Origin of the sequence: Enterobacter cloacae complex sp. IR5459 (assembly GCF_049238005.1) — a bacterium.
Taxonomy (GTDB): domain Bacteria; phylum Pseudomonadota; class Gammaproteobacteria; order Enterobacterales; family Enterobacteriaceae; genus Enterobacter; species Enterobacter hormaechei_C.
In genome coordinates this window covers 154,269-175,662 of sequence record NZ_JBMKIG010000008.1, presented here as the reverse complement: position 1 = coordinate 175,662, position 21,394 = coordinate 154,269, and the positions used below count along the sequence as shown (strand labels likewise).

Sequence of the window (21,394 nt, the reverse complement as noted above, 5' to 3'; positions counted from 1 at the left end):
CCTACGTTCTTTAGTGGGGGTTAGTGTGATTGCACAAGTCTTTAAAAGTAGGATTTTTAAGGAAGGATGACGTTTTATGACTTCATCTGTACCACACTTGCATTACACTTAATAACAACCAACATGTGAATTTTTAAGGGACAGTACATGTCTGCCATGGATTTATCCAAAATGGGCACTGCCAAAGTGGTGCTGAATACCAGTGATTGCAATCATATAGTTATAGAAAAGTGGCCTGTCAGCGATGTTGAGTGGGCCTTTTATCTCTACGCGGCAACAGAGCTTAACCAGGCAGGGATTGCTACTCCAACGCTTTTCTCTGCTGATGCCACCTTACGCCAGTTAAAACTAGAGTATATTCCGTATAAGGTTGATCAGACCGCGGTGGCAAATGATTATGCCATAGCTATGCTGGGGCGCCTGCATCGCTATCCTGCAAATTCTGAATGGCTCTATCATACGCATACGTGGACAGAAACAGCGCTTGAAAACGCTCTCATGCTTTTGGCATTACCTGAATTAAATGTCCGGCAGCTTCGACGATTTCAGCAGAATAGTAATGCGTTATTCGCCTGCCAAAGCCTGGTTTCAGGCGACAGCAACGTAGGCAACTGGGGAAGAAGAGAAAACGGTAATTTAGTTCTTTTTGACTGGGAAAGGTTTGGCAAAGGGAGTCCTGCTATTGACCTGGCTCCCCTCATAAGGGGAATGGGGACAAAACAAGAATTTATAGACCTTGCAGAACGCTATTGCCAGCTATCCTCCCATCAAAATATCAGGGAGCTGGCCAGAGAAATTGCAGTTGTCAAAGCCTGGATTGTCACGGAAGTGATTGTCCTGCTTCATATGCGGCGAAAGAGTACTTTTCCCTTGTATCTCAACTGGTACAGAGAGCATCTTCCCGCCTGGTTAGACAACGTGGAAAAAATGTTATGAAGCATGATTTCTAAAAATTATGCTTTTCTAGCAATACCTACTTTACGCGCCTGAGGCACGTGATTGCCCACTTCTGATATATCAGCGAGTCACCAATATTAACTCCAGACGCTGATTTTTCACATTACCTACGGCTCTACTTAAAACCCACAATAAACTTCATGTTTACATAAAATCGTATTAACAGATACAATACCCCCCTATAGTATCAGGAGGGCGTATGCCGCATTCACCCGAAGATAAAAAACGTATTCTGACCCGCGTCCGCCGCATTCGGGGCCAGGTTGATGCCCTTGAACGCGCCCTGGAATCGGGCGATCCCTGTCTCGCCATTTTGCAGCAAATCGCCGCCGTGCGCGGCGCTGCCAATGGCCTGATGGGGGAAATGGTTGAAATTCACCTCAAAGATGAGCTGGTGACGGGGGAGACCACCCCGGATCAGCGGGCTGTGCGGATGGCGGAAGTCGGCCATTTACTGCGCTCTTATCTAAAATAAATCCACACACCTCACAACAAGGGAAAGACATCATGAAATCTCGCGCAGCTGTCGCGTTCGGCCCAGGCCAGCCGCTGAAAATCGTTGAAATTGATGTTGCTCCGCCGAAGAAAGGCGAAGTGCTGATCAAAATTACCCATACCGGCGTTTGCCATACCGATGCGTTTACCCTGTCTGGTGACGATCCGGAAGGCGTATTCCCGGCGGTGCTCGGCCACGAAGGGGGCGGTGTGGTGGTGGAAGTGGGTGAAGGCGTCACCAGCCTGAAGCCCGGCGACCATGTGATCCCGCTCTACACCGCAGAGTGCGGTGAGTGTAAGTTCTGCAAATCCGGCAAAACTAACCTCTGCCAGGCCGTGCGCGCCACGCAGGGTAAAGGTCTTATGCCGGACGGCACCACCCGTTTCTCCTATAACGGCGAGCCCATTTATCACTACATGGGGACCAGCACCTTCAGCGAATACACGGTGTGCGCCGAGATCTCACTGGCGAAAGTGAATCCGCAGGCCCCGCTGGATAAAGTCTGTCTGCTCGGCTGCGGTGTCACCACCGGTATCGGCGCGGTGCATAACACGGCGAAAGTGAAAGAGGGTGACACCGTGGCGGTGTTCGGCCTCGGCGGGATCGGTCTGGCAGTCATCCAGGGCGCGGTACAGGCGAAAGCTGGCCGCATCATTGCTGTGGATACCAACCCGGAAAAATTTAAGCTCGCAGGTGAGATGGGCGCGACCGATTTCATCAACCCGAAAGACTACGACAAACCGGTTCAGGAGGTGATCGTTGAGCTGACCGACGGCGGCGTGGACTTCAGCTTCGAATGTATCGGCAACGTCGATGTGATGCGCTCAGCGCTTGAGTGCTGCCACAAAGGCTGGGGCGAGAGCATCATTATCGGTGTGGCCGGCGCGGGTCAGGAGATCAAAACCCGTCCCTTCCAGCTGGTGACAGGGCGCGTATGGCGCGGGTCGGCATTTGGCGGCGTGAAAGGCCGTACCCAGCTGCCGGGCATGGTTGAAGATGCGATGGTCGGTAAAATTCAGCTCGACCCGTTCATTACGCACCGCCTGCCGCTGGAGCAGATCAACGAAGCCTTCGATCTGATGCACGAAGGAAAATCTATTCGTACCGTTATCCATTTCGGCGACAACTGATTATTCTGCCAGCGGTTTTTTCCGCTGGCATTTCTTCCCTGATCTTTTCTAAAGTGTGACCTGTCTGGCGCTTTTAACCGTAATCTAATTCTACGCCGTGCCGATGACTCTTTTACAGGCGTGTTTTTACGCATCTTACCTATAAGAGAGTCGACGGTCATGGACAACACAACATCGATGCAGGCGCAGCATAAGCTGAGTTTCTTGCACCACATCCGGCTGGTTCCGCTGTTTTCCTCCATTCTCGGTGGCATTATTCTCCTGTTTGCATTGAGCTCGGGTCTGGCAGGCTATTTCCTGCTCCAGGCCGATAACGATCAGCAGGATGTTACGGCAGAAATCCAGGTGCGCACCGGGCTGTCAAACAGTTCCAACCATTTACGCACCGCCCGTATCAACATGATCCACGCGGGGGCGGCGAGCCGTATCGCGGAGATGGAGGCGATGAAACAAAACATCGCTGAGGCTGAGACCCGCATCAGGCAGTCGCAGGATGGATTTGCCGCCTATATGAAGCGCACTATTCGCACACCGGCTGATGAAGCGCTGGACGGCGATCTGAAAGCCCGCTATGACGCCTACATCGCCGGTATGCAGCCGATGCTGAAATATGCCAAAAACGGCATGTTTGAAGCCATTATTAACCACGAAAATGAGACCGCGCGTCCGCTGGACGATGCCTATAACGCGGTGCTGCTGAAGGCGATAAAAATCCGCACCGAACGCGCCAACGCGCTGACGGCGCAGGCTCACACCCGCACCCGGCTGGGGCTGATGTTTATGTTCGGCGCGTTTGGCCTGGCGCTGGCGCTGGCGGTGATCACCTTTGTGGTGCTGCGCCGTACGGTGATAAACCCGCTCCAGCGAGCCGCTACGCGTATCGAAAATATCGCGAAAGGCGATTTGACCATGCCGGACGAACCGACCGGGCGCAGTGAAATTGGCCGCCTGACGCGCGATCTGCAAACGATGCAGCACGCGCTGGTGATCACCGTAGGCACCGTGCGGCAAGGGGCGGAGGAGATCTACCGGGGAACCAGCGAGATCTCCGCGGGTAACACCGATCTCTCTTCCCGTACTGAGCAGCAGGCGGCGGCGATTGAACAGACGGCGGCCAGCATGGAGCAGCTCACCGCGACGGTGAAACAGAACGCCGATAACGCGCATCATGCAAGTAAACTGGCAGAAGATGCCTCCGGGAAGGCCAGCCGCGGGGGGCAGATGGTCTCCGGCGTGGTGAAAACCATGGGTAATATTTCCACCAGCTCGAAGAAGATCTCTGAAATTACCGCCGTGATTAACAGCATCGCGTTCCAGACCAATATTCTGGCGCTCAACGCGGCGGTCGAGGCGGCGCGTGCGGGTGAACAGGGACGCGGCTTTGCGGTCGTGGCGAGTGAAGTTCGCACCCTGGCAAGCCGCAGCGCAAACGCGGCGAAAGAGATTGAAAGCCTGATTAATGAATCGGTGTCGCTTATCGATCAGGGTTCCGGGGAGGTGGTTGCAGCGGGCAATACCATGAATGAAATCGTCGAGGCGGTTAAACGCGTCACCGATATCATGCTGGAGATTGCAGCGGCGTCCGATGAGCAGAGCCGCGGCATCGTTCAGGTGAGCCAGGCGATTTCCGAGATGGATAAGGTGACGCAGCAGAATGCCTCGCTGGTGGAAGAAGCTTCTGCGGCAGCGGCTTCGCTGGAGGAGCAGGGCGCACGTCTGACGGAAGCCGTTGGCGCGTTTCGTCTCAACGGGGCGCGTTCAGGACGGGCTCCAGCCGCTGCAAACGCAGCGAAACCCGCGCCTTTAACCCCGGCGGCGGTCGTCTCAGGTGATAACTGGGAAACGTTCTGAGTAAGACAGACCCGCCCTCGCGGCGGGTTCTGCGTTTATGGTCAGAGAGGCATTGATTTACGAATGGCGCTTAACAGCGTTTGGGCACCTTCAGAGAGCGGGGCATCTACCCGCGTCAGGATCCCAATCGGTTCTCCCGCGCCGGGCGATGTTACCGGCAGCGCCGTAAGCACGCCGCGTCGCAGATCGTCCTTCACCGCGCCGGACGGCACAAACCATACGTAGTCATAATCCACCGTAAGCTGGCGCGACAGCGACGCCGAGAGCGTTTCAATACACCCGGAAGGCAGCGTGCAGCCCTGCATTTGCAGCAACGCTTCCGCATTCTGACGCGGAACGGTTCCTTTTGGTGAGACCACCACCGGCCACTCCATCACACGGCTCAGGGTCACGGTGTCCTGCAACAGAGGATGATTCGGACGCACGACCAGCTTCAGCGATTCCAGGAACAGCAGCTCGTAGTTCAGGCCGCTCATCAGTTCCGGATCGGACATCCGCCCAATGCCCAGATCCAGCTCGCCTGACTTCAGGCCCGCCAGCAGCATGGTGTTATTCATGGTCGCGACCTGAAGCGTGGCGTGCTTTTGCTGACGGTGGAACTGGCCGATCGCCGCAGGCAGTATGCCCAGCGCCGCCGTTGGCAGCGCGCCCACGCGCACGATGTCGCTGGCCGGCTCCTCTTTACGGTTTAACGCCTGACCGGCGGTATTGAGGGCATCGAGAACTTTAACGGCATGCGTCAGGAACTGTTCGCCCACGAGCGTAAGCTGAGCCCCCAGACGGCCGCGATCGAACAGGCGGGTTCCGGTAAGCTGTTCCAGTTCGTTCAGCGTTTTGGAGAGTGCAGGCTGACTGAGGTTAAGGGTTTCAGCCGCTCGCCCCAGCGTTCCCTGTTGAGCGACGGCCACAAAAGTATGCAAATGGCGCAAGCGTATGCGCTGACTGAACAGACCATTTTTTTCCATAGGCGATGTTAAAAACAGAGCGACGCGGGTGACAAGTTAAGATGTTTGAATTTGATAACCTGATAGCAAAATATTTTTAACATTTGATCTGTTTGAGTTACAACCGTTTTTCGAAAATGCCCACGCTTTGACCACTCGTCTGCCTGGATCACAATTCGTAAATTCTTCCCAACGAAAGGAACGGGCTTCTCTACACTCCAGGTAGTATTCACTGGAGGCATGACATCATGGCGAACACCATCACGGCTGATGATATTCGGGAACACTTTTCGCAGGCTATGTCGGCGATGTACCAGCAGGAAGTTCCGCAGTACGGCACCTTGCTGGAACTGGTGGCGGACGTTAACCTGGCGGTTCTGGAAAATAACCCACTTTTACATGAACAACTGGCGAACGCAGACGAACTGGCGCGCCTGAATGTTGAACGTCACGGTGCGATCCGCGTTGGCACCGCGCAGGAGCTTTCCACCCTGCGCCGGATCTTCGCCATTATGGGCATGTACCCGGTCAGCTACTACGATCTCTCCCAGGCGGGCGTGCCCGTCCACTCGACGGCGTTTCGTCCGACAGACGATGCGGCGCTCTGCCGTAATCCGTTTCGCATTTTTACCTCGCTGCTGCGCCTGGAGCTGATTGAAAACGTTGCGCTGCGCGAAAGGGCGGCGGAGATCCTCTCCCGGCGCAACATCTTTACGCCGCGCTGTCTGGAACTGATCGACCTGCATGATGCGCAGGGACACTTTACCGAGGCACAGGCGCGCGAATTTGTGCAGGAAGCCTTAGAAACCTTCCGCTGGCATCGCCATGCGACGGTCGATCAGGAAACCTATCTGGCGCTGAGCAACGAACATCGCCTGATTGCCGACGTGGTCTGTTTCCCGGGGTGCCACATCAACCATCTCACGCCGCGCACGCTGGATATCGACCGGGTGCAGGAGCTAATGCCGAAGTACGGCATCGAGCCGAAAATCCTGATTGAAGGCCCGCCGCGCCGCGAGGTGCCGATCCTCCTGCGTCAGACCAGCTTTAAGGCGCTGGAGGAGCCGGTGCTGTTCGCGGGGGAACACAAGGGCACCCATACCGCGCGTTTCGGTGAGATTGAGCAGCGCGGCGTGGCGCTTACGCCGAAAGGGCGCGAGCTGTACGACAGCCTGTTAAACCAGGCCGGGACCGGCAAAGACAACCTGACCCACCAGCTTCACCTGCGCGAGATCTTCAGCGCCTTCCCGGACAGCGAAATGTTCCTGCGCCGTCAGGGGCTGGCTTATTTCCGCTACCGTCTGACCCCGACAGGTGAGGCGCATCGCCACGCATTTCGTCCCGGCGACGATCCGCAGCCGCTGATCGAACGCGGCTGGGTTGTGGCACAGCCCATCACCTACGAGGATTTTCTGCCCGTCAGCGCGGCGGGGATCTTCCAGTCGAATCTTGGCAATGAAACGCAGGCGCGCAGCCACGGCAATGCCAGCCGCAATGCCTTCGAAGCCGCGCTCGGCTGTGCGGTGTACGACGAGTTTTCGCTTTACGAGGAGGCGGAAGCGCGCAGCAAACAGCGTTGCGGTTTGCTCTGAAACCGTTACTCTGCAAGGGTGTGATGGAAAAAGAAGGTTGGTATGGAAAATCCCTCTGCCCCTGTGGTTGAAACGCGCCAGGGCGCACTGATTGGTTTTACTGAAGGCGATACCCATGTGTGGTGTGGCATTCCCTATGCGGCACCCCCTGTTGGCCCGTGGCGCTGGCGCTCCCCGCGTCCCCCTGCACGCTGGGATGGCGTGCGTCCGGCGACGGCGTTCTCCGCCTCCAGCTGGCAGAGCAGCGAAAGCTGCCAGGAGCTGGGCGGCGGCGATCCCGGCCAGTTCTCTGAAGACTGCCTGTACCTTAACGTCTGGTCGCCAGTGGCACGCGCCGATCCGCTTCCGGTGATGGTCTGGCTGCACGGCGGAGGATTTACCCTCGGCGCTGGCGGGCTGCCTCCGTATAACGGCAGGGCGCTGGCGAAGCGTGGCACGGTGGTGGTGACGATCAATTACCGTCTCGGCCACCTCGGCTTTTTTGCTCATCCGGCGCTGGAGGGGGAGGAAGAGCGCGTGGTGCATAACTTCGCACTGCTCGATCAGATCCAGGCCCTGGAATGGGTGCGCGATAACATTGCCGCGTTCGGCGGCGATCCTGAGAACATCACCGTATTTGGCGAGTCGGCCGGTGCGCGCAGCGTGCTGTCGCTGATGGCTTCCCCGCTTGCAGGAGGACTGTTCCATAAAGCCATTGTGCAAAGCGGGTACACGCTGCCCGACACCCCGCGCGAGCAGGCCCTGCATAAAGGCGAAGCGATTGCCGCCCATTTCGGCCTGCACAATGCTACCGCGGAACAGCTTCGCGCAATCCCGCCTGAGGCGTTCTGGCCGCTGACCTCGCCGTTGAATATCGCCCCTGCGCCCATCGTGGGGGATTGCGTTTTGCCTGAGGCCATGCTCGACGTTTTCTTCGCGGCCCGCCAGCATCCTGTACCGGTGATGATTGGGTCGAACAGCGACGAAGCCAGCGTGATGTCGGTATTCGGGGTCGATCTGGCCGGGCAGATCCAGAAGCTCCGCCGTGAGCGGCGCTTTGGCCTGGGGCTGATAAAGCTGCTTTATCCTGGCGTGAAGGGCGATGAGGAACTTGGCAGGCAGGTATGCCGCGACATGGCCTTCACCACCATGGGATACGTGGTAATGCAGGCCCAGCAGCGGGCGGGCGGCCTGTGCTGGCGATACTGGTTTGATTATGTGGCCGAAGCAGAGCACGCGACGTACATCAACGGCGCCTGGCACGGCAACGAAGTGCCCTACGTCTTCGATACCCTTGGACAGGTGGAACCTTCGCGGCAGTATGTGAATGAACGCGATCTGGCCTTCGCCGCTCAGGTGGCGGACTACTGGGTGAGCTTCGCCCGGGATGCGGGGGCACGCGATAGCCTGGCAGGGCCCACGCGCTGGCCCGCCTGCCGGAAAGGGCGGGACGTGCTGTTACGTATTGGTGTGAATAAACATGCAGGTTTTCGGCTTGAAAACCGCTTCATGCGTGCCCGTATGAGCCTCTTCAAACGGGTGATGAAACACCACGTCAGCCTCGACTGAGCAGACAGGCGCGAAACGCATCCAGCCCGTTTTCCGGGCCGGGTGCGTCGCGTAATACCAGCCGGTAGCTCGCCCCCGTTTTTATGCTCGTGTCAAAAGGGCGCATCAGCCGTCCGGCGCGCACGTCCTCCTCCACCAGCGTTTCATCCGCGATGGCGATGCCCAGTCCCTGAATGGCGGCGGTAATGGCGAGATCCATGGTTTCGAAGTGTTGATTTTTGAGCATAGCTGGCGGCGGACCCGGCTGTTTCGCCAGCCACAGCGTCCAGTCCGTTTTGTCCCGCGTGGGGTGAAGGAAGGTGAGTGCTTCCAGCGCAGAGCCGGCCCGTAGCGGGCTCATCACCGGGGTTAAGGCCTCTTCGAACAGCAGATCGCCGGCGCTCATGTGCGTCCCAAACACAATCGCCGCGTCACAGGATTCGGTTTTGAAATTGACGTTGTGATCGGTGGTGGTGGTCAGCGCAATCTGGAGTTCCGGCTGTTCGCGCTCCACCTGTAGCAGACACGGCACCAGCCAGCGCATCGCGCAGGTAGGCGCTTTCAGACGGATTACGGTCTGGTGCGTTCGCGCCTGTTCAGCAACGTTCAGCAGGTGCTCAAAGGCAGATTGCAGCTCCGGCAGCAGGGCGCTTCCCTGTGAGGAGAGACGCAGGCCGCGGGCATGGCGCTCGAACAGCGGGAAGCCGAACCAGCTTTCCAGCGAGGCGATTTTACGGCTTACCGCCCCCTGCGTCAGACAAAGCTCCTTTGCGGCATGGGTAAGATTCAGGTGACGCGCGGTCACGATGAACGTCTCTACGGCATTAAGCGGAAATGAACGACGCGACATATCTCACCTTAGCTATGCATTTTTGTCATGGCTATTATGACAACAATTCGATTGTCCCGGCAATGAAGTTGTTGTTTGAATAGTTATGCATTCACCACGAGAAGGGACAGAGGATGACTTTGAAAACGCCGGTGCAGACACGATCCAAATTGCCCGATGTGGGAACCACCATTTTTACCGTTATCGGCCAGCTTTCAGCCCGGCATAACGCCATCAACCTTTCTCAGGGTGCGCCGAATTTTTCCTGCGACCCAAAACTTATCACCGGCGTGACCCGCGCCATGGAGGCAGGGCATAACCAGTACGCCTCCATGACCGGTCTGCAACCGCTCAGAGAGCGCATCGCGGACAAAATTGCCACGCTCTATGGCACACACTATGACCCGGCGAGTGAGGTGCTGGTGACCGCCAGCGCCAGCGAAGGGCTTTACTCAGCCATCAGCGGGCTGGTTCATCCTGGAGACGAGGTGATCTATTTCGAGCCCTCCTTTGACAGCTATGCGCCGATTGTCCGTCTGCAAGGAGCGACGCCGATTGCCATTAAACTGACGGTACCGTATTTTGCCGTGAACTGGGATGAAGTACGGGCGGCTATAACCCCACGCACGCGGATGATCATCGTCAATACGCCGCACAACCCGAGCGGACAGGTGTTTTCAGCCGCCGATCTGCACCAGCTGGCAGCGCTGACGCGCCACACCGACATCATCATTTTGTCTGACGAAGTGTACGAGCACGTCGTTTTTGATGGCGAACCGCACCACGGAATGGCGACGCACCCGCAGCTGGCGGAGCGCAGCGTGATTATTTCTTCTTTCGGAAAAACCTATCACGTCACCGGCTGGCGCGTGGGTTATTGTGTGGCACCCGCGGAACTGATGGATGAGATATGTAAAGTCCATCAATTTTTAATGTTCTCGGCCGATACGCCGATGCAGTACGCGTTTGCCGAACACATGACCGATCCGCAAACCTGGCTGTCGCTGGCGGCGTTTTATCAGCGCAAGCGCGATCTGCTGCAAAGTTTGCTCGCCGACTCACCGTTCAGGCTGCTACCAAGTGCCGGTTCGTTCTTCCTGCTGGCGGATTACAGCGGCTTTAGCGACGAGCGCGACAGCGAGATGGTGAAAAGGCTGATTGTCGAGTACGGGGTTGCCACCATTCCGCTGTCGGCGTTTTATGCCGATGGCACGGACAATAAGTTAATCCGTCTCTCTTTTGCGAAAGATGAGGCGACGTTACGGGCAGGTGCCCAGGCCCTTTGTCGGGTTACACCACGTTAAGGAATTTGAGATGAAATTACACGCGTTAGTTGTCGGCATGGGACTGTTGTGTTCATTCTCGTCGTTTGCCGCCACCGAGTTGCGATACGGGCTGGAAGCGGAATATCCACCGTTTGAAAGCCGCAATGCGTCAGGGGAGCTGGAAGGGTTTGACGTAGAGCTGGGAAATGCCATCTGTAAAGCCGCCGCGCTGAAGTGCAGCTGGGTTGAAACCTCGTTTGATGCGCTGATCCCCGGTCTGGTGGCGAAAAAGTTCGACGCCATAAACTCGGCGATGAACATCACCGAGCAGCGTCGCAAAAGCATTGATTTCACCCAGCCCATCTATCGCATTCCCTCCCAGCTGGTGGGCAAAGCCGGTTCTGCGGTAGAGGCTACCCCCGAAGGGCTGAAGGGCAAAACCATCGGCGTTCTCCAGGGTTCAATTCAGGAAACTTACGCCAAAGAGCACTGGGAAAAGCACGGTGTCACCGTGGTGTCTTATAAAGATCAGAATATGGCCTGGGGAGATCTGCTGAATGGCCGCATTGATGCCTCGCTGGTCATGTCAGCGGCCGGGCAGGCAGGTTTCCTCAGTAAGCCGCAGGGTAAAGGGTTTGGCTTTATCGGCAAACCGGTGTCGGACGACACCATCCTCGGCAGTGGGATCGGCTTTGGGCTGCGTAAAGGGGATGAGGCCACCAAAAAGCAGCTTGATGCCGCAATTGATAAAGTACGTGCCGACGGCACGATCGCTAAACTGGCTGATAAGTACTTCCCGGGTATCGATGTCAGCGTAAAATAACCGCCTCGTTGGTCCCGGCTGTCGATGTCCAGCCGGGGCATTTTTATACATAACTTTACCCCTTTTTCAGGCCGTTCTGGTCGACAGAAAATATTTCTCGGTTTGTTCAGATAATCACCCGCCAACAATTGGATTCTTAACCGTTTTTGTTTAGGCTGTGCGTTCTTTCTTGCCGTCATTTCGCTGCGCGCGAAACTCATTCACACGACCATAAGGACGTTTTCTCAGGCATGAATCGCAGACGTTTTCTCAAAGGTTCCCTGGCAATGGCTGCCCTGAGCGGCACTTCTGGCCTTGCATCTCTGTTTTCCCAGGCGGCGTATGCTGCTGACTCCGACATTGCCGACGGTCAGAGCCGTCGCTTTGACTTCTCTGTTCTGCAATCCATGGCGCACGATCTGGCGAAAACCCCGTGGGGCGGTGCGCCGCGTCCGCTGCCGGAAACGCTGGCCACCATGACGCCGCAGGCGTACAACGCCATCCGTTACGATGAGAAGCAGTCGCTGTGGAATAACATTGAAGGCCGTCAGCTGGACGCCCAGTTCTTCCATATGGGGATGGGATTCCGCCGCCGCGTGCGCATGTTCTCGCTGGATCAAACCACCTCTCAGGCGCGTGAGATCCACTTCCGGCCTGAGCTGTTCAGCTATGGCGATACGGGCGTGGATACCAAACAGCTTGAAGGGCAGAGTGACCTCGGCTTCGCCGGATTCCGCGTCTTTAAAGCGCCGGAACTGGCGCGACGCGATATCGTTTCGTTCCTGGGCGCGAGCTACTTCCGCGCAGTGGATGATACCTACCAGTACGGCCTCTCCGCGCGCGGGCTGGCGGTAGATACCTTTACCGACACCCCGGAAGAGTTCCCGGATTTCACCTCCTTCTGGTTTGAAACCGTTAAGCCGGGTGATACCACCTTTACCGTCTATGCGCTGCTGGACAGCCCGAGCATTACCGGTGCCTATAAGTTTGTGATCCACTGTGAGAAGAGTCAGGTGATCATGGACGTCGAAAACCATCTCTATGCGCGCAAAGACATCAAGCAGCTCGGCATCGCACCAATGACCAGCATGTTCAGCTGCGGCAACAACGAACGCCGCATGTGCGACACCATACATCCGCAGATCCATGATTCAGACCGCCTGGCGATGTGGCGCGGTAACGGGGAGTGGATCTGCCGACCGCTGAACAACCCGCAAAAGCTGCAATTCAACGCCTACCTGGATAAAAACCCGAAAGGCTTTGGTTTGTTACAGCTTGACCGTGACTTCTCCCATTACCAGGACGTCATGGGCTGGTATAACAAGCGACCAAGCCTGTGGGTCGAGCCGCGCAACAACTGGGGGAAAGGTTCTATTGCCCTGATGGAGATCCCGACAACCGGCGAGACGCTCGATAACGTGGTCTGCTTCTGGCAGCCGGAGAAACCGGTGCAGGCGGGTGATGAGCTGGACTTCAAATACCGTCTCTACTGGAGCGCGCAGCCGCCGGTGCGTTCCCCGCTGGCAAACGTCTACGCTACCCGTACCGGTATGGGCGGCTTCCCGGAGGGCTGGGCGCCGGGTGAAAATTACCCGAAAGTGTGGGCCCGTCGCTTTGCCATTGACTTCGTCGGGGGCGATCTGAAGGCCGCCGCACCGAAGGGCATTGAGCCGGTGATTACCCTGTCCAGCGGTGAAGCGAAGCAGGTGGAGATCCTCTATGTCGAACCGTTCGACGGGTATCGCATTCTGTTTGACTGGTATCCAACCTCTGACTCCACCGAGCCGGTGGATATGCGCCTGTTCCTGCGCTGTCAGGGCGATGCCATCAGCGAGACCTGGCTGTACCAGTACTTCCCGCCCGCGCCGGACAAACGTAACTACGTTGACGACCGGATCATGCGCTAGTCCTTATGGGTTTGTGCCGGGTGGCGGCTTCGCCTTACCCGGCCTGCTCTGGACGCATTTGTAGGCCGGGTAAGCGTTAGCGCCACCCGGCAATTAAGAGGCACTATGTCTTCAGAAATCATTCCCGTTAACCGGGAAATCGAGCTTCGCGCCGTCGAAGAGCGCTATACCACCGATCTGCATAACCTCGTAATCAAAAACAAAACCTGGCTGCAAACCGCCTTCGACTGGGCGCAGCATGTCGGCAGCGAAGAGGACACGCGCCGCAACGTGCAGAGCAATCAGATGTTGCACCAGCGCGGTTACGCCAAAATGTTCCTGATTTTCATGAAGGACGAGCTGGTGGGCGTGCTGTCCTTCAACGCGATCGAGCCTGCGAATAAAGCCGGGTACATTGGCTACTGGCTTGACGAGGCGCATCAGGGGCAGGGTATTCTTTCTCAGGCGCTCCAGACGTTTATGCGCTATTACGTTGAGCGCGGCGAGATCCGCCGTTTTGTGATCAAGTGTCGCGTGGATAACCAGAGCAGTAACCGGGTGGCGCAGCGCAACGGTTTCACGCTGGAAGGTTGTTTGCGGAAAGCGGAAATGCTCAACGGGCGTTACGATGACGTGAACCTGTACGCCAGAATCTTCCCGCTATAGCGCCCCCAGCAGCGGCGTCCGGGTGATCCGCGTGTCGCCGTTGATCACTTTGGCTCCCCGGACGTGAATGCTTTCACCCTCCAGCGCCTCGATAACCGCATCGTCCGTTATTTCCACCTGATGCTCAATCAGGACATCGCCGCTGATACGCGCCCGCCCCTGAATAACCACTTTGTCATCAATCAGGATTGGCCCGCCGCGTAACCACGCCTCGCCGCCTATTAATACGTGGTGTTTAATGACGCAGTTGCCTTCAACGAGGGCGTTTTCCGCGACCTGTGAACTGTACCGCACGGTCGGGATGGCATCATCCTCCAGACCGGCCAGCAGACGGGCGTTGCCGTACACTTTGGCGCAGTCGCACACCCAGACGTTATTCAGCGCGTTGCCCTCAAGAATGGCGCGATCGAACACCTCGGCACGGTGCTCAACAAAGGCCCAGGTCACCATGGCATCGCCGTAGATTTGCGCCTGATGCACAATACGCGACTGGCTGACCGTGGCTCGGTCATAAATTTGCAGGATCTGCTCACGGTCGGGTGTCAGCCCTTTGGCTGCAATCACCAGGCTGTTATGCAGCACCCGCGCGTCACCCGCGATACGACATTCCCCGCGTACGGTAGAGTGCTGAATGGTGACGTTGTCACATATTACCGCGCCGTGACTCACCTCTGCCGCGTCAAGCCAGCCGTTGCCGCCAACGTGTGCGCGGTGGCTTACGATGCAGGGTTGGGTGAGGCGGGCGTTACCGGATATCCTGGCCCCGGCAAACACCACGCTGTTTTCATCGTAAACCCAGCAATCCCCGTCCTGGGCGAGCGCGTGTTCATCCTCAACCCAACCGCCTTTAGTCCCGCTGGTCACATCGTTAAAATCCTTCACGGCAATAATTTGTCTTAGAGGCGTTGTGCACGGTGTTGATCCGTCCTGCCAGTGCCAGAGACGCGTTTCATTGCTGAGCCGATATTTTGTCATCGTGTTATCCCTGAAAAGCCTTTCAATAAACGTAGCAAAGTTTTGGTTTTTCGAAGTGCTGGCGTCCGCTCAGGAAACCCCTTAAAATGGCATTTAAAATACATTTTAAACTTTAAAAAAAATGCATAACCAAAACCAACGCGTTCTTAACTTGCCCGCCGGGTATTTCGGTATGGTCCTCGGGACCATAGGCATGGGGTTCGCCTGGCGTTATGCCAGCACCATCTGGCCGGTGACGCGCTGGCCGGGCGAGATCCTGGTGGCGCTGGCGGTGGCGATCTGGTTCCTTCTGAGCGTGGCGTTTCTTACCCGTGCGGTACGGTTTCCACATAGCGTGTTGGCCGAGATGCGGCATCCGGTAATGAGCAGTTTTGTCAGCCTGTTTCCTGCCACAACGCTGCTGGTGGCCATCGGCTTTGTGCCGTGGTATCGCCCGGTGGCGCTGGGGTTGTTTAGCGTGGGCGTGGTGATCCAGCTTGCGTATGCCGCCTGGCAAAGCGCCGGGCTGTGGCGCGGCAAGCATCCGGAAGAAGCCACGACGCCGGGACTCTATCTGCCAACGGTGGCGAACAATTTTATCAGCGCGATGGCCTGCGGTGCGCTGGGTTTCCACGACGCGGGGCTGGTGTTCCTTGGTGCCGGGGTCTTTTCCTGGCTGAGCCTGGAGCCGGTCATTTTACAACGCCTGCGCAGCGCGGGCGAGCTGCCCGCTGCCCTTCGTACCTCGCTCGGGATCCAGCTTGCGCCTGCTCTGGTGGCCTGTAGCGCCTGGTTTAGCGTCAACGGCGGCGAAGCGGACACCTTCGCCAAAATGCTTTTCGGCTATGGCCTGTTGCAACTCCTGTTTATGCTGCGTCTGATGCCGTGGTATCTGTCGCAGCCGTTCAACGCGTCGTTCTGGAGCTTCTCGTTCGGGGTGTCGGCGCTGGCGACCACCGGTTTACATCTTGGGCAGAGCAGTCCGTCAGGGTTCTTTCATGCCCTCGCGGTTCCCCTGTTTATTTTCACCAACGTCATCATCGCGATGCTGCTGGTCCGTACTTTTATCTTGCTGATGCAGGGCAAACTTCTGGTGCGCGCTGATAAGGCACTGCTTATGCAATCTGAGGAAAAATAATGACTGTCGATGAAAACTACTTTACTGAGAAATATGGGCTGACCCGCACGCACTCAGAGGTGCTGCTCAGCGCGGACATTGTTAAGCCGGGAAAAACGCTCGATCTCGGTTGCGGAAATGGCCGTAACAGCCTCTACCTCGCTGCCAATGGCTATGACGTGACGGCGTGGGATAAAAACCCGATGAGCATCGATAACATTGAGCGCATTAAGGCGGCGGAAGGGATCGCGAATCTGCAAACGGCGATCAAGGATCTGAACAACCTGACCTTTGACGGCGAATACGACTTTATTCTTTCCACCGTCGTGTTGATGTTCCTCGAAGCGAATACCATCCCTGGTCTTATCGCCAATATGCAGCGTTGCACTAAACCAGGCGGCTATAACCTGATCGTTGCCGCCATGGATACGGAAGATTATCCGTGCACCGTCGGCTTCCCGTTTGCCTTCAAACCCGGTGAACTGAGTAACTACTACGAAGGCTGGGAGCTGATCAAGTACAACGAAGAGGTGGGGGAACTCCACCGTACCGATGCCAACGGGAACCGTATCAAGCTGCGCTTCGCCACCATGCTCGCACGCAAGCCCGCTTAACGCGCGGCCAGCAGACAGAGTTGCAGTGCAGTGCGACAGGAGGCCTCGAACGACGACAGCGGTAAAAACTCAAACTTCGAGTGGAAGTTATGGGCGCCGGTGAAGAAGTTAGGGGTGAGCAGGCCTTTAGCTGACAGGGCCGCCCCATCCGTGCCACCGCGCATGGGGATCGGTTTTGGGGTGATGCCGAGCGACTCCATCGCCTCGAACATCAGGTCGATCGCGCGGCGGTCTTCGCCAATCGCATTGCTGATATTGCTGTAGGTATCTTCAATGCGATACTCCACGTTTGCCGTGGGATGCTGCGCGGCTATTTGCGCCGCCACATCGGCAATTTGCTGCTTGCGGGCGGCAAAACCGTCTTTGTCAAAATCACGAATGTTGGCTTTCAGTACCGCTTCGTTTTGCCCGGCCTGGATGCCGTTAAACCAGATATAACCTTCGCGCCCCTCGGTGCATTCCGGGGTTTGCTGGCGATCGAAATGGCTGATGAAATCTGTTGCCATCAGCAGCGGATTGACCAGCACCCCTTTGGCGGACATCGGGTGCGCCGTGACGCCGGTAAAGCGAATTTCAGCCGCCGCCGCGTTAAAGTTCTCGTAAACAATTTCGCCCAGCTCGCAGCAGTCGATGGTCCAGGCAAAATCGACGTCGAAGCGCTTTAAATCCAGCGCTTTCGCGCCGCACAGGCCAATCTCTTCATCGGGCACAAACGCCACCACAATATCGCCATGGTTGTGCTCAGCGGTGAGGTTTTCCAGCACCGTCATGACCACGGTGACGGCCGCTTTATTATCTGCGCCTAATACGCTGGTTCCGTCGCTGAAAATAATCTCCTCATCATGATAAGCCAGAATTTCCGGGTGCTCTTTTACGCGCAGCCAAATATCTTTCTCTTTATTCAGACAGAGATCATCCCCCGTAAAGGTTAATATTTGTGGATGAATATCCGGGGATAAACCGACGTCGACGGTGTCGATATGGGTAATAAAACCAATACGCGGCGCGCCGGGAACATTACCTTTTTTCACGGCGGTAACGGTGGCGAACTCATCAATCACAATATCGTCTAACCCCAGCGTTTCCAGCTCCTTCGCCAGCTCCCGCGCCATGTCGTGCTGGCCCGGAGTGGAGGGCAGGGTTTTGACTTTCGGGTCGCTCTGGCTGGTGATGGCGAGATAGCGGAAAAAGCGTTGGGTTAATTGTCTGGAGAGTTCTGAGCCCATAGTGTTTCCTTCTGTATTTATTTTTCATGTGTTTGCGCCATCACTTTAATGTTATTTATGAAATGGCAAAAGAAGTAATTAGCCGTCGAATTAAAAAGACAGGAATAAATGATGAAAAGCACATTCACAATGATAACGCTGGCGCTTGCTGCACTGACGGTCAGTTCCACCGTCGCGGCAAAAACGCTGGTGTATTGCTCCGAAGGATCGCCGGAAAATTTCAATCCTCAGCTCTATACGTCGGGGACCAGCGTGGACGCCAGCGCCGTACCGGTTTATAACCGTCTGGTCGATTTCAAACCGGGCACTACCGAACTGGTGCCGAGCCTGGCGGAAAGCTGGGAGGTAAGCGAGGATGGCAAGGTCTACACCTTCCACCTGCGCAAAGGGGTGAAATTCCACAGTAATAAGCTGTTCACGCCGACGCGCGATTTCAACGCGGACGACGTGATTTTCTCGTTTATGCGCCAGAAGGATGTCAATCATCCCTACCATAACGTCTCCAACGGCAGTTATTCCAACTTCGAAAGTCTGGAGTTCGGCAGCCTGATTACCGCCATTGATAAAGTTGACGATCGCACCGTGCGCTTCACCCTGGCGCATCCGGAAGCGCCGTTTGTCGCTGACCTGGCGTGGTACTTTGCCTCCATTCTGTCGGCGGAGTATGCCGATGCCATGCTGAAAGCGGGCACGCCAGAAAAGGTCGATATGCAGCCGATTGGCACCGGGCCGTTTAAGCTGTCGCAATATCAGAAGGATTCCCGCATCCTCTTTACCGCTTTCCCTGACTACTGGCAGGGAAAATCGAAGCTGGATCGTCTGGTGTTCACCATCACGCCGGACGCCTCGGTACGTTTTGCCAAAGTCGAGAAGAATGAGTGTCAGGTGATGCCGTTCCCGAACCCGGCGGACCTGCCGCGTATGAAGGCTAACAAACATATCAACCTGATGAGCAAGGCCGGTCTGAATACCGGTTTCCTGGCGTTTAACACGCAAAAGCCGCCGCTGGATAACGTAAAAGTGCGCCAGGCGCTGGCGATGGCGATTAACAAACCGGCCATCATTGAGGCGGTTTTCCACGGCACCGGCACGGCGGCGAAAAACCTGCTGCCGCCTGGCGTCTGGAGTGCCGACAGTGAGCTGAAAGACTACGATTACGATCCAGAAAAAGCGAAAGCGCTGTTAAAGGAGGCGGGGTTTGCCAACGGCGTAAGCATCGATCTGTGGGCCATGCCCGTGCAACGGCCGTATAACCCGAACGCGAAGCGTATGGCGGAGATGATCCAGGCGGACTGGGCGAAAGTTGGCGTGCAGACCAAAATCGTGACCTACGAATGGGGCGAATACCTGAAGCGCGTGAAGGGCGGGGAGCATCAGGCTGCGCTGATGGGCTGGACAACGGCGACGGGGGATCCAGATAACTTCTTCGGCCCGCTGTTTACCTGTACGTCCGCCAACGGCGGGTCGAATTCGGCGAAATGGTGTTATAAGCCGTTTGATAACCTGATTGCCGAAGCAAAATCGATAACCGATCGCGAAAAACGCGTGGCGCTGTACAAGCAGGCGCAGCAGATGATGCACGATCAAATGCCGGCGGTAATGATTGCTCATTCAACGATTTTTGAGCCAGTCCGTAAAGAGGTCACGGGCTATGAAATTGATCCCTTCGGCAAACACCTGTTCTGGCAAGTGGACCTGAAAGAGTAATTTTCACTGCCCGGTTTCGGTCGGGCAGTTTTTTCGCTATTTGTGCTGTCTTCGTCATTTTTTGCCACAACACATCGCCCGGTTTTTTGTTATAACTTCAAGTGCATACTTGCAGATAACATGGAATACCATCATGCGTACTCACACTTTTTTTAAAGTTGCAGTGCTTTCTGGTCTGTTGGCCCTTTCAGGCTGTGCGTCCAAAGTCGCAGCCCCCGATCAATATTCAGGCTTTTTAAAAGATTACTCAGGCTTGCAGGAGATGAAATCTGCAACAGGGAAGCCAACCCTGCGCTGGGTTGATCCTTCTTATAATGAGGCGAATTATGACAGCATTATCTGGACGCCGATAACCTATTATCCGACGCCAAAACCGACCACTCAGCTTGGGCAAAAAACGCTTGATGAGCTGTTGAATTATACCAATACCAAACTGAAAACCGCGATTGCCCAGCGTAAGCCGATTGTGACGACGCCGGGCAAACATAGCCTGATCTTCCGCGGCGCCATTACCGGTGTGAGCTCAGACAAAGAAGGTTTGCAGTTCTATGAAGTGGTGCCTGTGGCGCTGCTGGTGGCGGGTACGCAGATGGCAACGGGCCATCGCACCATGGATACGCATCTGTTCTTCGAAGGTGAGTTAATCGACGCGGCTACGAACAAACCGGTGATTAAGGTTGTTCGTAAGGGGGAAGGGAAAGAGCTGGCGAACGAGAATACGCCAATGGGCTTCGGCACCCTGAAGCAGGTTGTGGATGACATGGCAACGGATGCCACTATGTTTGATGTTCATCAGACAGCAAATTAATAAAAAAAGGCCTGCATTTTCGCAGGCCGTTTTTTTATGCCGTCCGCAGGCGGCGGAACCAGGTTTCCGGCTTCGTAAACATCACCATATTCCCCCCCAGTATCAACAACAGGCCGACGATCCCGTTGAGATGCCACACGTAACCCTCGTACACCGTTGAAATCGACAGCGCCACCAGCGGGAACAGCAGGGTGCTGTAGGCGGCTTTACCGGGACCAATGCGGCCTACCAGCGTAAAGTAGGCGCCGAAGGCAATCACCGAGCCAAACAGCGCAAGATAGAGCAGCGCCCCCATATAGCTCACCGTCCATTCCGGCATAAAGTTATCGCCTCTGAAGAGGGCGATAAGTCCCATCACGACGGTGCCATACAGCATCGCCCAGGCGTTGGTGGTCATGGTTTCCAGCCCGTTTCGCTGATGACGCATGCTGATCATATTCCCCAGCGAGAAGCCGTAGGTGCCGAGGGCGGAAAGCCCGATGCCCGTAAGCAACGACGCGCTCCAGCCGCTGGCGAGCAGATCGTTCCAGAACAGGGTAATGATCCCAATAAGCCCCAGCGCTGCCGCCGTCCAGAAGCGTGCGGGTGGACGCTGGCCGAAGAAGATAAAGCTGTTGATGGCGTTATACAGCACGGCCATCGAGAAAATCACCGACTCAAGGCCGGTATTGATATGGGCGGCGGCGGTGTAAAAGCACCAGAAGTTGAAACAGAAAACGCAGCAGCCCTGTAGCATGCAGTAGAGATGATCCCGCAGCGCCAGCCTGCGCAGGCGGCGAAGGGCGACCAGGACGATCATCATCGTGGCGCTGGCCACGGCGAAGCGCCAGAAAATGGAGACCGGCGCTGCAACCGGCCCCTGTTGCAAAAAAATGGCGATCCAGGTCGTGCCCCAGATAACAACAACCAGCCCATAGAGTAATGCGTTCATGGTTTCTCTCTTCTCATACCGCGAAAAACAACAGTGTGGCGAAAGAAGATGGGCCCTGCTTTCATCGCCTTGCGCCGGACTTGCAAATTCTT

The 21,394-nt window shown here is 56.3% G+C and carries 19 protein-coding genes; 14 read left to right on the top strand and 5 right to left on the bottom strand.

Features of this window, described 5'->3' with window-relative positions; all coding sequences use genetic code 11:
• Window positions 1-147: 147 nt before the first annotated feature.
• The 4 genes from ACOTX4_RS17565 (at window position 148) to ACOTX4_RS17550 (ending at window position 4,434) form a co-directional block, all read left to right on the top strand.
• Window positions 148-936, top strand: coding sequence for a phosphotransferase family protein (locus tag ACOTX4_RS17565; protein ID WP_045333021.1), 789 nt, complete (start codon window positions 148-150; stop codon window positions 934-936).
• 220 nt (window positions 937-1,156) lie between these two features.
• The gene (locus ACOTX4_RS17560; protein WP_003857256.1) at window positions 1,157-1,432 is read left to right on the top strand and encodes a metal/formaldehyde-sensitive transcriptional repressor; all 276 of its coding nucleotides are present in this window, start codon (window positions 1,157-1,159) and stop codon (window positions 1,430-1,432) included.
• A gap of 32 nt (window positions 1,433-1,464) precedes the next feature.
• A complete protein-coding gene (locus ACOTX4_RS17555; protein WP_003857251.1) occupies window positions 1,465-2,583 on the top strand; it encodes an S-(hydroxymethyl)glutathione dehydrogenase/class III alcohol dehydrogenase in 1,119 nt (372 codons plus the stop codon).
• 159 nt (window positions 2,584-2,742) lie between these two features.
• Window positions 2,743-4,434, top strand: coding sequence for a methyl-accepting chemotaxis protein (locus ACOTX4_RS17550; protein WP_045333022.1), 1,692 nt, complete (start codon window positions 2,743-2,745; stop codon window positions 4,432-4,434).
• 41 nt (window positions 4,435-4,475) lie between these two features.
• Here the strand turns inward: ACOTX4_RS17550 and ACOTX4_RS17545 are convergent, their stop codons facing one another.
• On the bottom strand, window positions 4,476-5,399 hold the full coding sequence (locus ACOTX4_RS17545) for a LysR substrate-binding domain-containing protein (protein WP_003857247.1): 924 nt from the start codon (window positions 5,397-5,399) through the stop codon (window positions 4,476-4,478).
• A 227-nt stretch (window positions 5,400-5,626) separates the two neighbouring features.
• On the opposite strand from ACOTX4_RS17545, the gene hglS reads away from it, so the two are divergent.
• Complete coding sequence (gene hglS / locus ACOTX4_RS17540; RefSeq protein ID WP_003857245.1) at window positions 5,627-6,970, top strand: 2-oxoadipate dioxygenase/decarboxylase HglS; 1,344 nt, start codon at window positions 5,627-5,629, stop codon at window positions 6,968-6,970.
• A 42-nt stretch (window positions 6,971-7,012) separates the two neighbouring features.
• A complete protein-coding gene (locus tag ACOTX4_RS17535; RefSeq protein ID WP_023314125.1) occupies window positions 7,013-8,518 on the top strand; it encodes a carboxylesterase/lipase family protein in 1,506 nt (501 codons plus the stop codon).
• Here ACOTX4_RS17535 and ACOTX4_RS17530 read toward each other — a convergent pair.
• The gene (locus ACOTX4_RS17530) at window positions 8,505-9,347 is read right to left on the bottom strand and encodes a LysR family transcriptional regulator (protein WP_045333023.1); all 843 of its coding nucleotides are present in this window, start codon (window positions 9,345-9,347) and stop codon (window positions 8,505-8,507) included. The two genes, ACOTX4_RS17535 and ACOTX4_RS17530, sit on opposite strands and share 14 nt — an antisense overlap.
• A gap of 113 nt (window positions 9,348-9,460) precedes the next feature.
• On the opposite strand from ACOTX4_RS17530, the gene ACOTX4_RS17525 reads away from it, so the two are divergent.
• The 4 genes from ACOTX4_RS17525 to rimL all read left to right on the top strand — a co-directional run bounded on the left by ACOTX4_RS17525 (window position 9,461) and on the right by rimL (window position 13,945).
• Window positions 9,461-10,630 (top strand): pyridoxal phosphate-dependent aminotransferase, encoded by a 1,170-nt coding sequence (locus ACOTX4_RS17525; protein ID WP_023324630.1) that lies wholly within the window; start codon window positions 9,461-9,463, stop codon window positions 10,628-10,630.
• Window positions 10,631-10,640: 10 nt separating this feature from the next.
• Window positions 10,641-11,414: an ABC transporter substrate-binding protein gene (locus tag ACOTX4_RS17520; protein WP_023314127.1), complete on the top strand. Its 774-nt coding sequence runs from the start codon at window positions 10,641-10,643 to the stop codon at window positions 11,412-11,414.
• A gap of 230 nt (window positions 11,415-11,644) precedes the next feature.
• Complete coding sequence (locus tag ACOTX4_RS17515; RefSeq protein ID WP_032609161.1) at window positions 11,645-13,300, top strand: glucan biosynthesis protein D; 1,656 nt, start codon at window positions 11,645-11,647, stop codon at window positions 13,298-13,300.
• Between the two features lie 105 nt (window positions 13,301-13,405).
• Window positions 13,406-13,945: a 50S ribosomal protein L7/L12-serine acetyltransferase gene (gene rimL / locus ACOTX4_RS17510; RefSeq protein ID WP_045333025.1), complete on the top strand. Its 540-nt coding sequence runs from the start codon at window positions 13,406-13,408 to the stop codon at window positions 13,943-13,945.
• Here the strand turns inward: rimL and ydcK are convergent.
• A complete protein-coding gene (gene ydcK / locus ACOTX4_RS17505; RefSeq protein WP_045333026.1) occupies window positions 13,940-14,920 on the bottom strand; it encodes a YdcK family protein in 981 nt (326 codons plus the stop codon). The two genes, rimL and ydcK, sit on opposite strands and share 6 nt — an antisense overlap.
• Before the next feature lie 121 nt (window positions 14,921-15,041).
• Between ydcK and tehA the strand changes: the two genes are divergently transcribed.
• Both tehA and tehB read left to right on the top strand, forming a co-directional pair.
• Entirely contained in the window at window positions 15,042-16,037 is a 996-nt protein-coding gene (tehA, locus tag ACOTX4_RS17500; protein WP_045333027.1) for a dicarboxylate transporter/tellurite-resistance protein TehA, read from the top strand.
• Window positions 16,037-16,630 carry a tellurite resistance methyltransferase TehB gene (gene tehB, locus ACOTX4_RS17495; protein ID WP_032609167.1) on the top strand — a complete coding sequence of 198 codons (594 nt, stop codon included), beginning with the start codon at window positions 16,037-16,039 and terminating at the stop codon, window positions 16,628-16,630. Before tehA ends, tehB begins: the two co-directional genes overlap by 1 nt.
• Here the strand turns inward: tehB and pepT are convergent.
• Window positions 16,627-17,856, bottom strand: a complete 1,230-nt coding sequence (gene pepT, locus ACOTX4_RS17490) for a peptidase T (RefSeq protein ID WP_045333028.1) — start codon at window positions 17,854-17,856, stop codon at window positions 16,627-16,629. The two genes, tehB and pepT, sit on opposite strands and share 4 nt — an antisense overlap.
• A 111-nt stretch (window positions 17,857-17,967) precedes the next feature.
• On the opposite strand from pepT, the gene ACOTX4_RS17485 reads away from it, so the two are divergent.
• Together ACOTX4_RS17485 and ACOTX4_RS17480 are read left to right on the top strand one after the other, a co-directional pair.
• Window positions 17,968-19,563 carry an ABC transporter substrate-binding protein gene (locus tag ACOTX4_RS17485; RefSeq protein ID WP_045333029.1) on the top strand — a complete coding sequence of 532 codons (1,596 nt, stop codon included), beginning with the start codon at window positions 17,968-17,970 and terminating at the stop codon, window positions 19,561-19,563.
• 133 nt (window positions 19,564-19,696) lie between these two features.
• Window positions 19,697-20,371: a DUF3313 domain-containing protein gene (locus ACOTX4_RS17480; RefSeq protein WP_045333030.1), complete on the top strand. Its 675-nt coding sequence runs from the start codon at window positions 19,697-19,699 to the stop codon at window positions 20,369-20,371.
• A gap of 34 nt (window positions 20,372-20,405) precedes the next feature.
• Here ACOTX4_RS17480 and ACOTX4_RS17475 read toward each other — a convergent pair whose 3' ends face one another.
• The gene (locus ACOTX4_RS17475; protein ID WP_003857219.1) at window positions 20,406-21,302 is read right to left on the bottom strand and encodes a DMT family transporter; all 897 of its coding nucleotides are present in this window, start codon (window positions 21,300-21,302) and stop codon (window positions 20,406-20,408) included.
• Window positions 21,303-21,394: the final 92 nt, after the last annotated feature.

Coding starts and splice junctions, on each gene's coding strand:
- ACOTX4_RS17525 (WP_023324630.1), top strand. CDS start 9,461: ATGACTTTGAAAACGCCGGTGCAGACACGATCCAAATTGCCCGATGTG.
- ACOTX4_RS17535 (WP_023314125.1), top strand. CDS start 7,013: ATGGAAAATCCCTCTGCCCCTGTGGTTGAAACGCGCCAGGGCGCACTG.
- ACOTX4_RS17555 (WP_003857251.1), top strand. CDS start 1,465: ATGAAATCTCGCGCAGCTGTCGCGTTCGGCCCAGGCCAGCCGCTGAAA.
- ACOTX4_RS17565 (WP_045333021.1), top strand. CDS start 148: ATGTCTGCCATGGATTTATCCAAAATGGGCACTGCCAAAGTGGTGCTG.
- rimL (WP_045333025.1), top strand. CDS start 13,406: ATGTCTTCAGAAATCATTCCCGTTAACCGGGAAATCGAGCTTCGCGCC.
- ydcK (WP_045333026.1), bottom strand. CDS start 14,920: ATGACAAAATATCGGCTCAGCAATGAAACGCGTCTCTGGCACTGGCAG.
- ACOTX4_RS17485 (WP_045333029.1), top strand. CDS start 17,968: ATGAAAAGCACATTCACAATGATAACGCTGGCGCTTGCTGCACTGACG.
- hglS (WP_003857245.1), top strand. CDS start 5,627: ATGGCGAACACCATCACGGCTGATGATATTCGGGAACACTTTTCGCAG.
- ACOTX4_RS17520 (WP_023314127.1), top strand. CDS start 10,641: ATGAAATTACACGCGTTAGTTGTCGGCATGGGACTGTTGTGTTCATTC.
- ACOTX4_RS17550 (WP_045333022.1), top strand. CDS start 2,743: ATGGACAACACAACATCGATGCAGGCGCAGCATAAGCTGAGTTTCTTG.
- ACOTX4_RS17475 (WP_003857219.1), bottom strand. CDS start 21,302: ATGAACGCATTACTCTATGGGCTGGTTGTTGTTATCTGGGGCACGACC.
- tehA (WP_045333027.1), top strand. CDS start 15,042: ATGCATAACCAAAACCAACGCGTTCTTAACTTGCCCGCCGGGTATTTC.
- pepT (WP_045333028.1), bottom strand. CDS start 17,856: ATGGGCTCAGAACTCTCCAGACAATTAACCCAACGCTTTTTCCGCTAT.
- ACOTX4_RS17530 (WP_045333023.1), bottom strand. CDS start 9,347: ATGTCGCGTCGTTCATTTCCGCTTAATGCCGTAGAGACGTTCATCGTG.
- ACOTX4_RS17515 (WP_032609161.1), top strand. CDS start 11,645: ATGAATCGCAGACGTTTTCTCAAAGGTTCCCTGGCAATGGCTGCCCTG.
- tehB (WP_032609167.1), top strand. CDS start 16,037: ATGACTGTCGATGAAAACTACTTTACTGAGAAATATGGGCTGACCCGC.
- ACOTX4_RS17480 (WP_045333030.1), top strand. CDS start 19,697: ATGCGTACTCACACTTTTTTTAAAGTTGCAGTGCTTTCTGGTCTGTTG.
- ACOTX4_RS17545 (WP_003857247.1), bottom strand. CDS start 5,399: ATGGAAAAAAATGGTCTGTTCAGTCAGCGCATACGCTTGCGCCATTTG.
- ACOTX4_RS17560 (WP_003857256.1), top strand. CDS start 1,157: ATGCCGCATTCACCCGAAGATAAAAAACGTATTCTGACCCGCGTCCGC.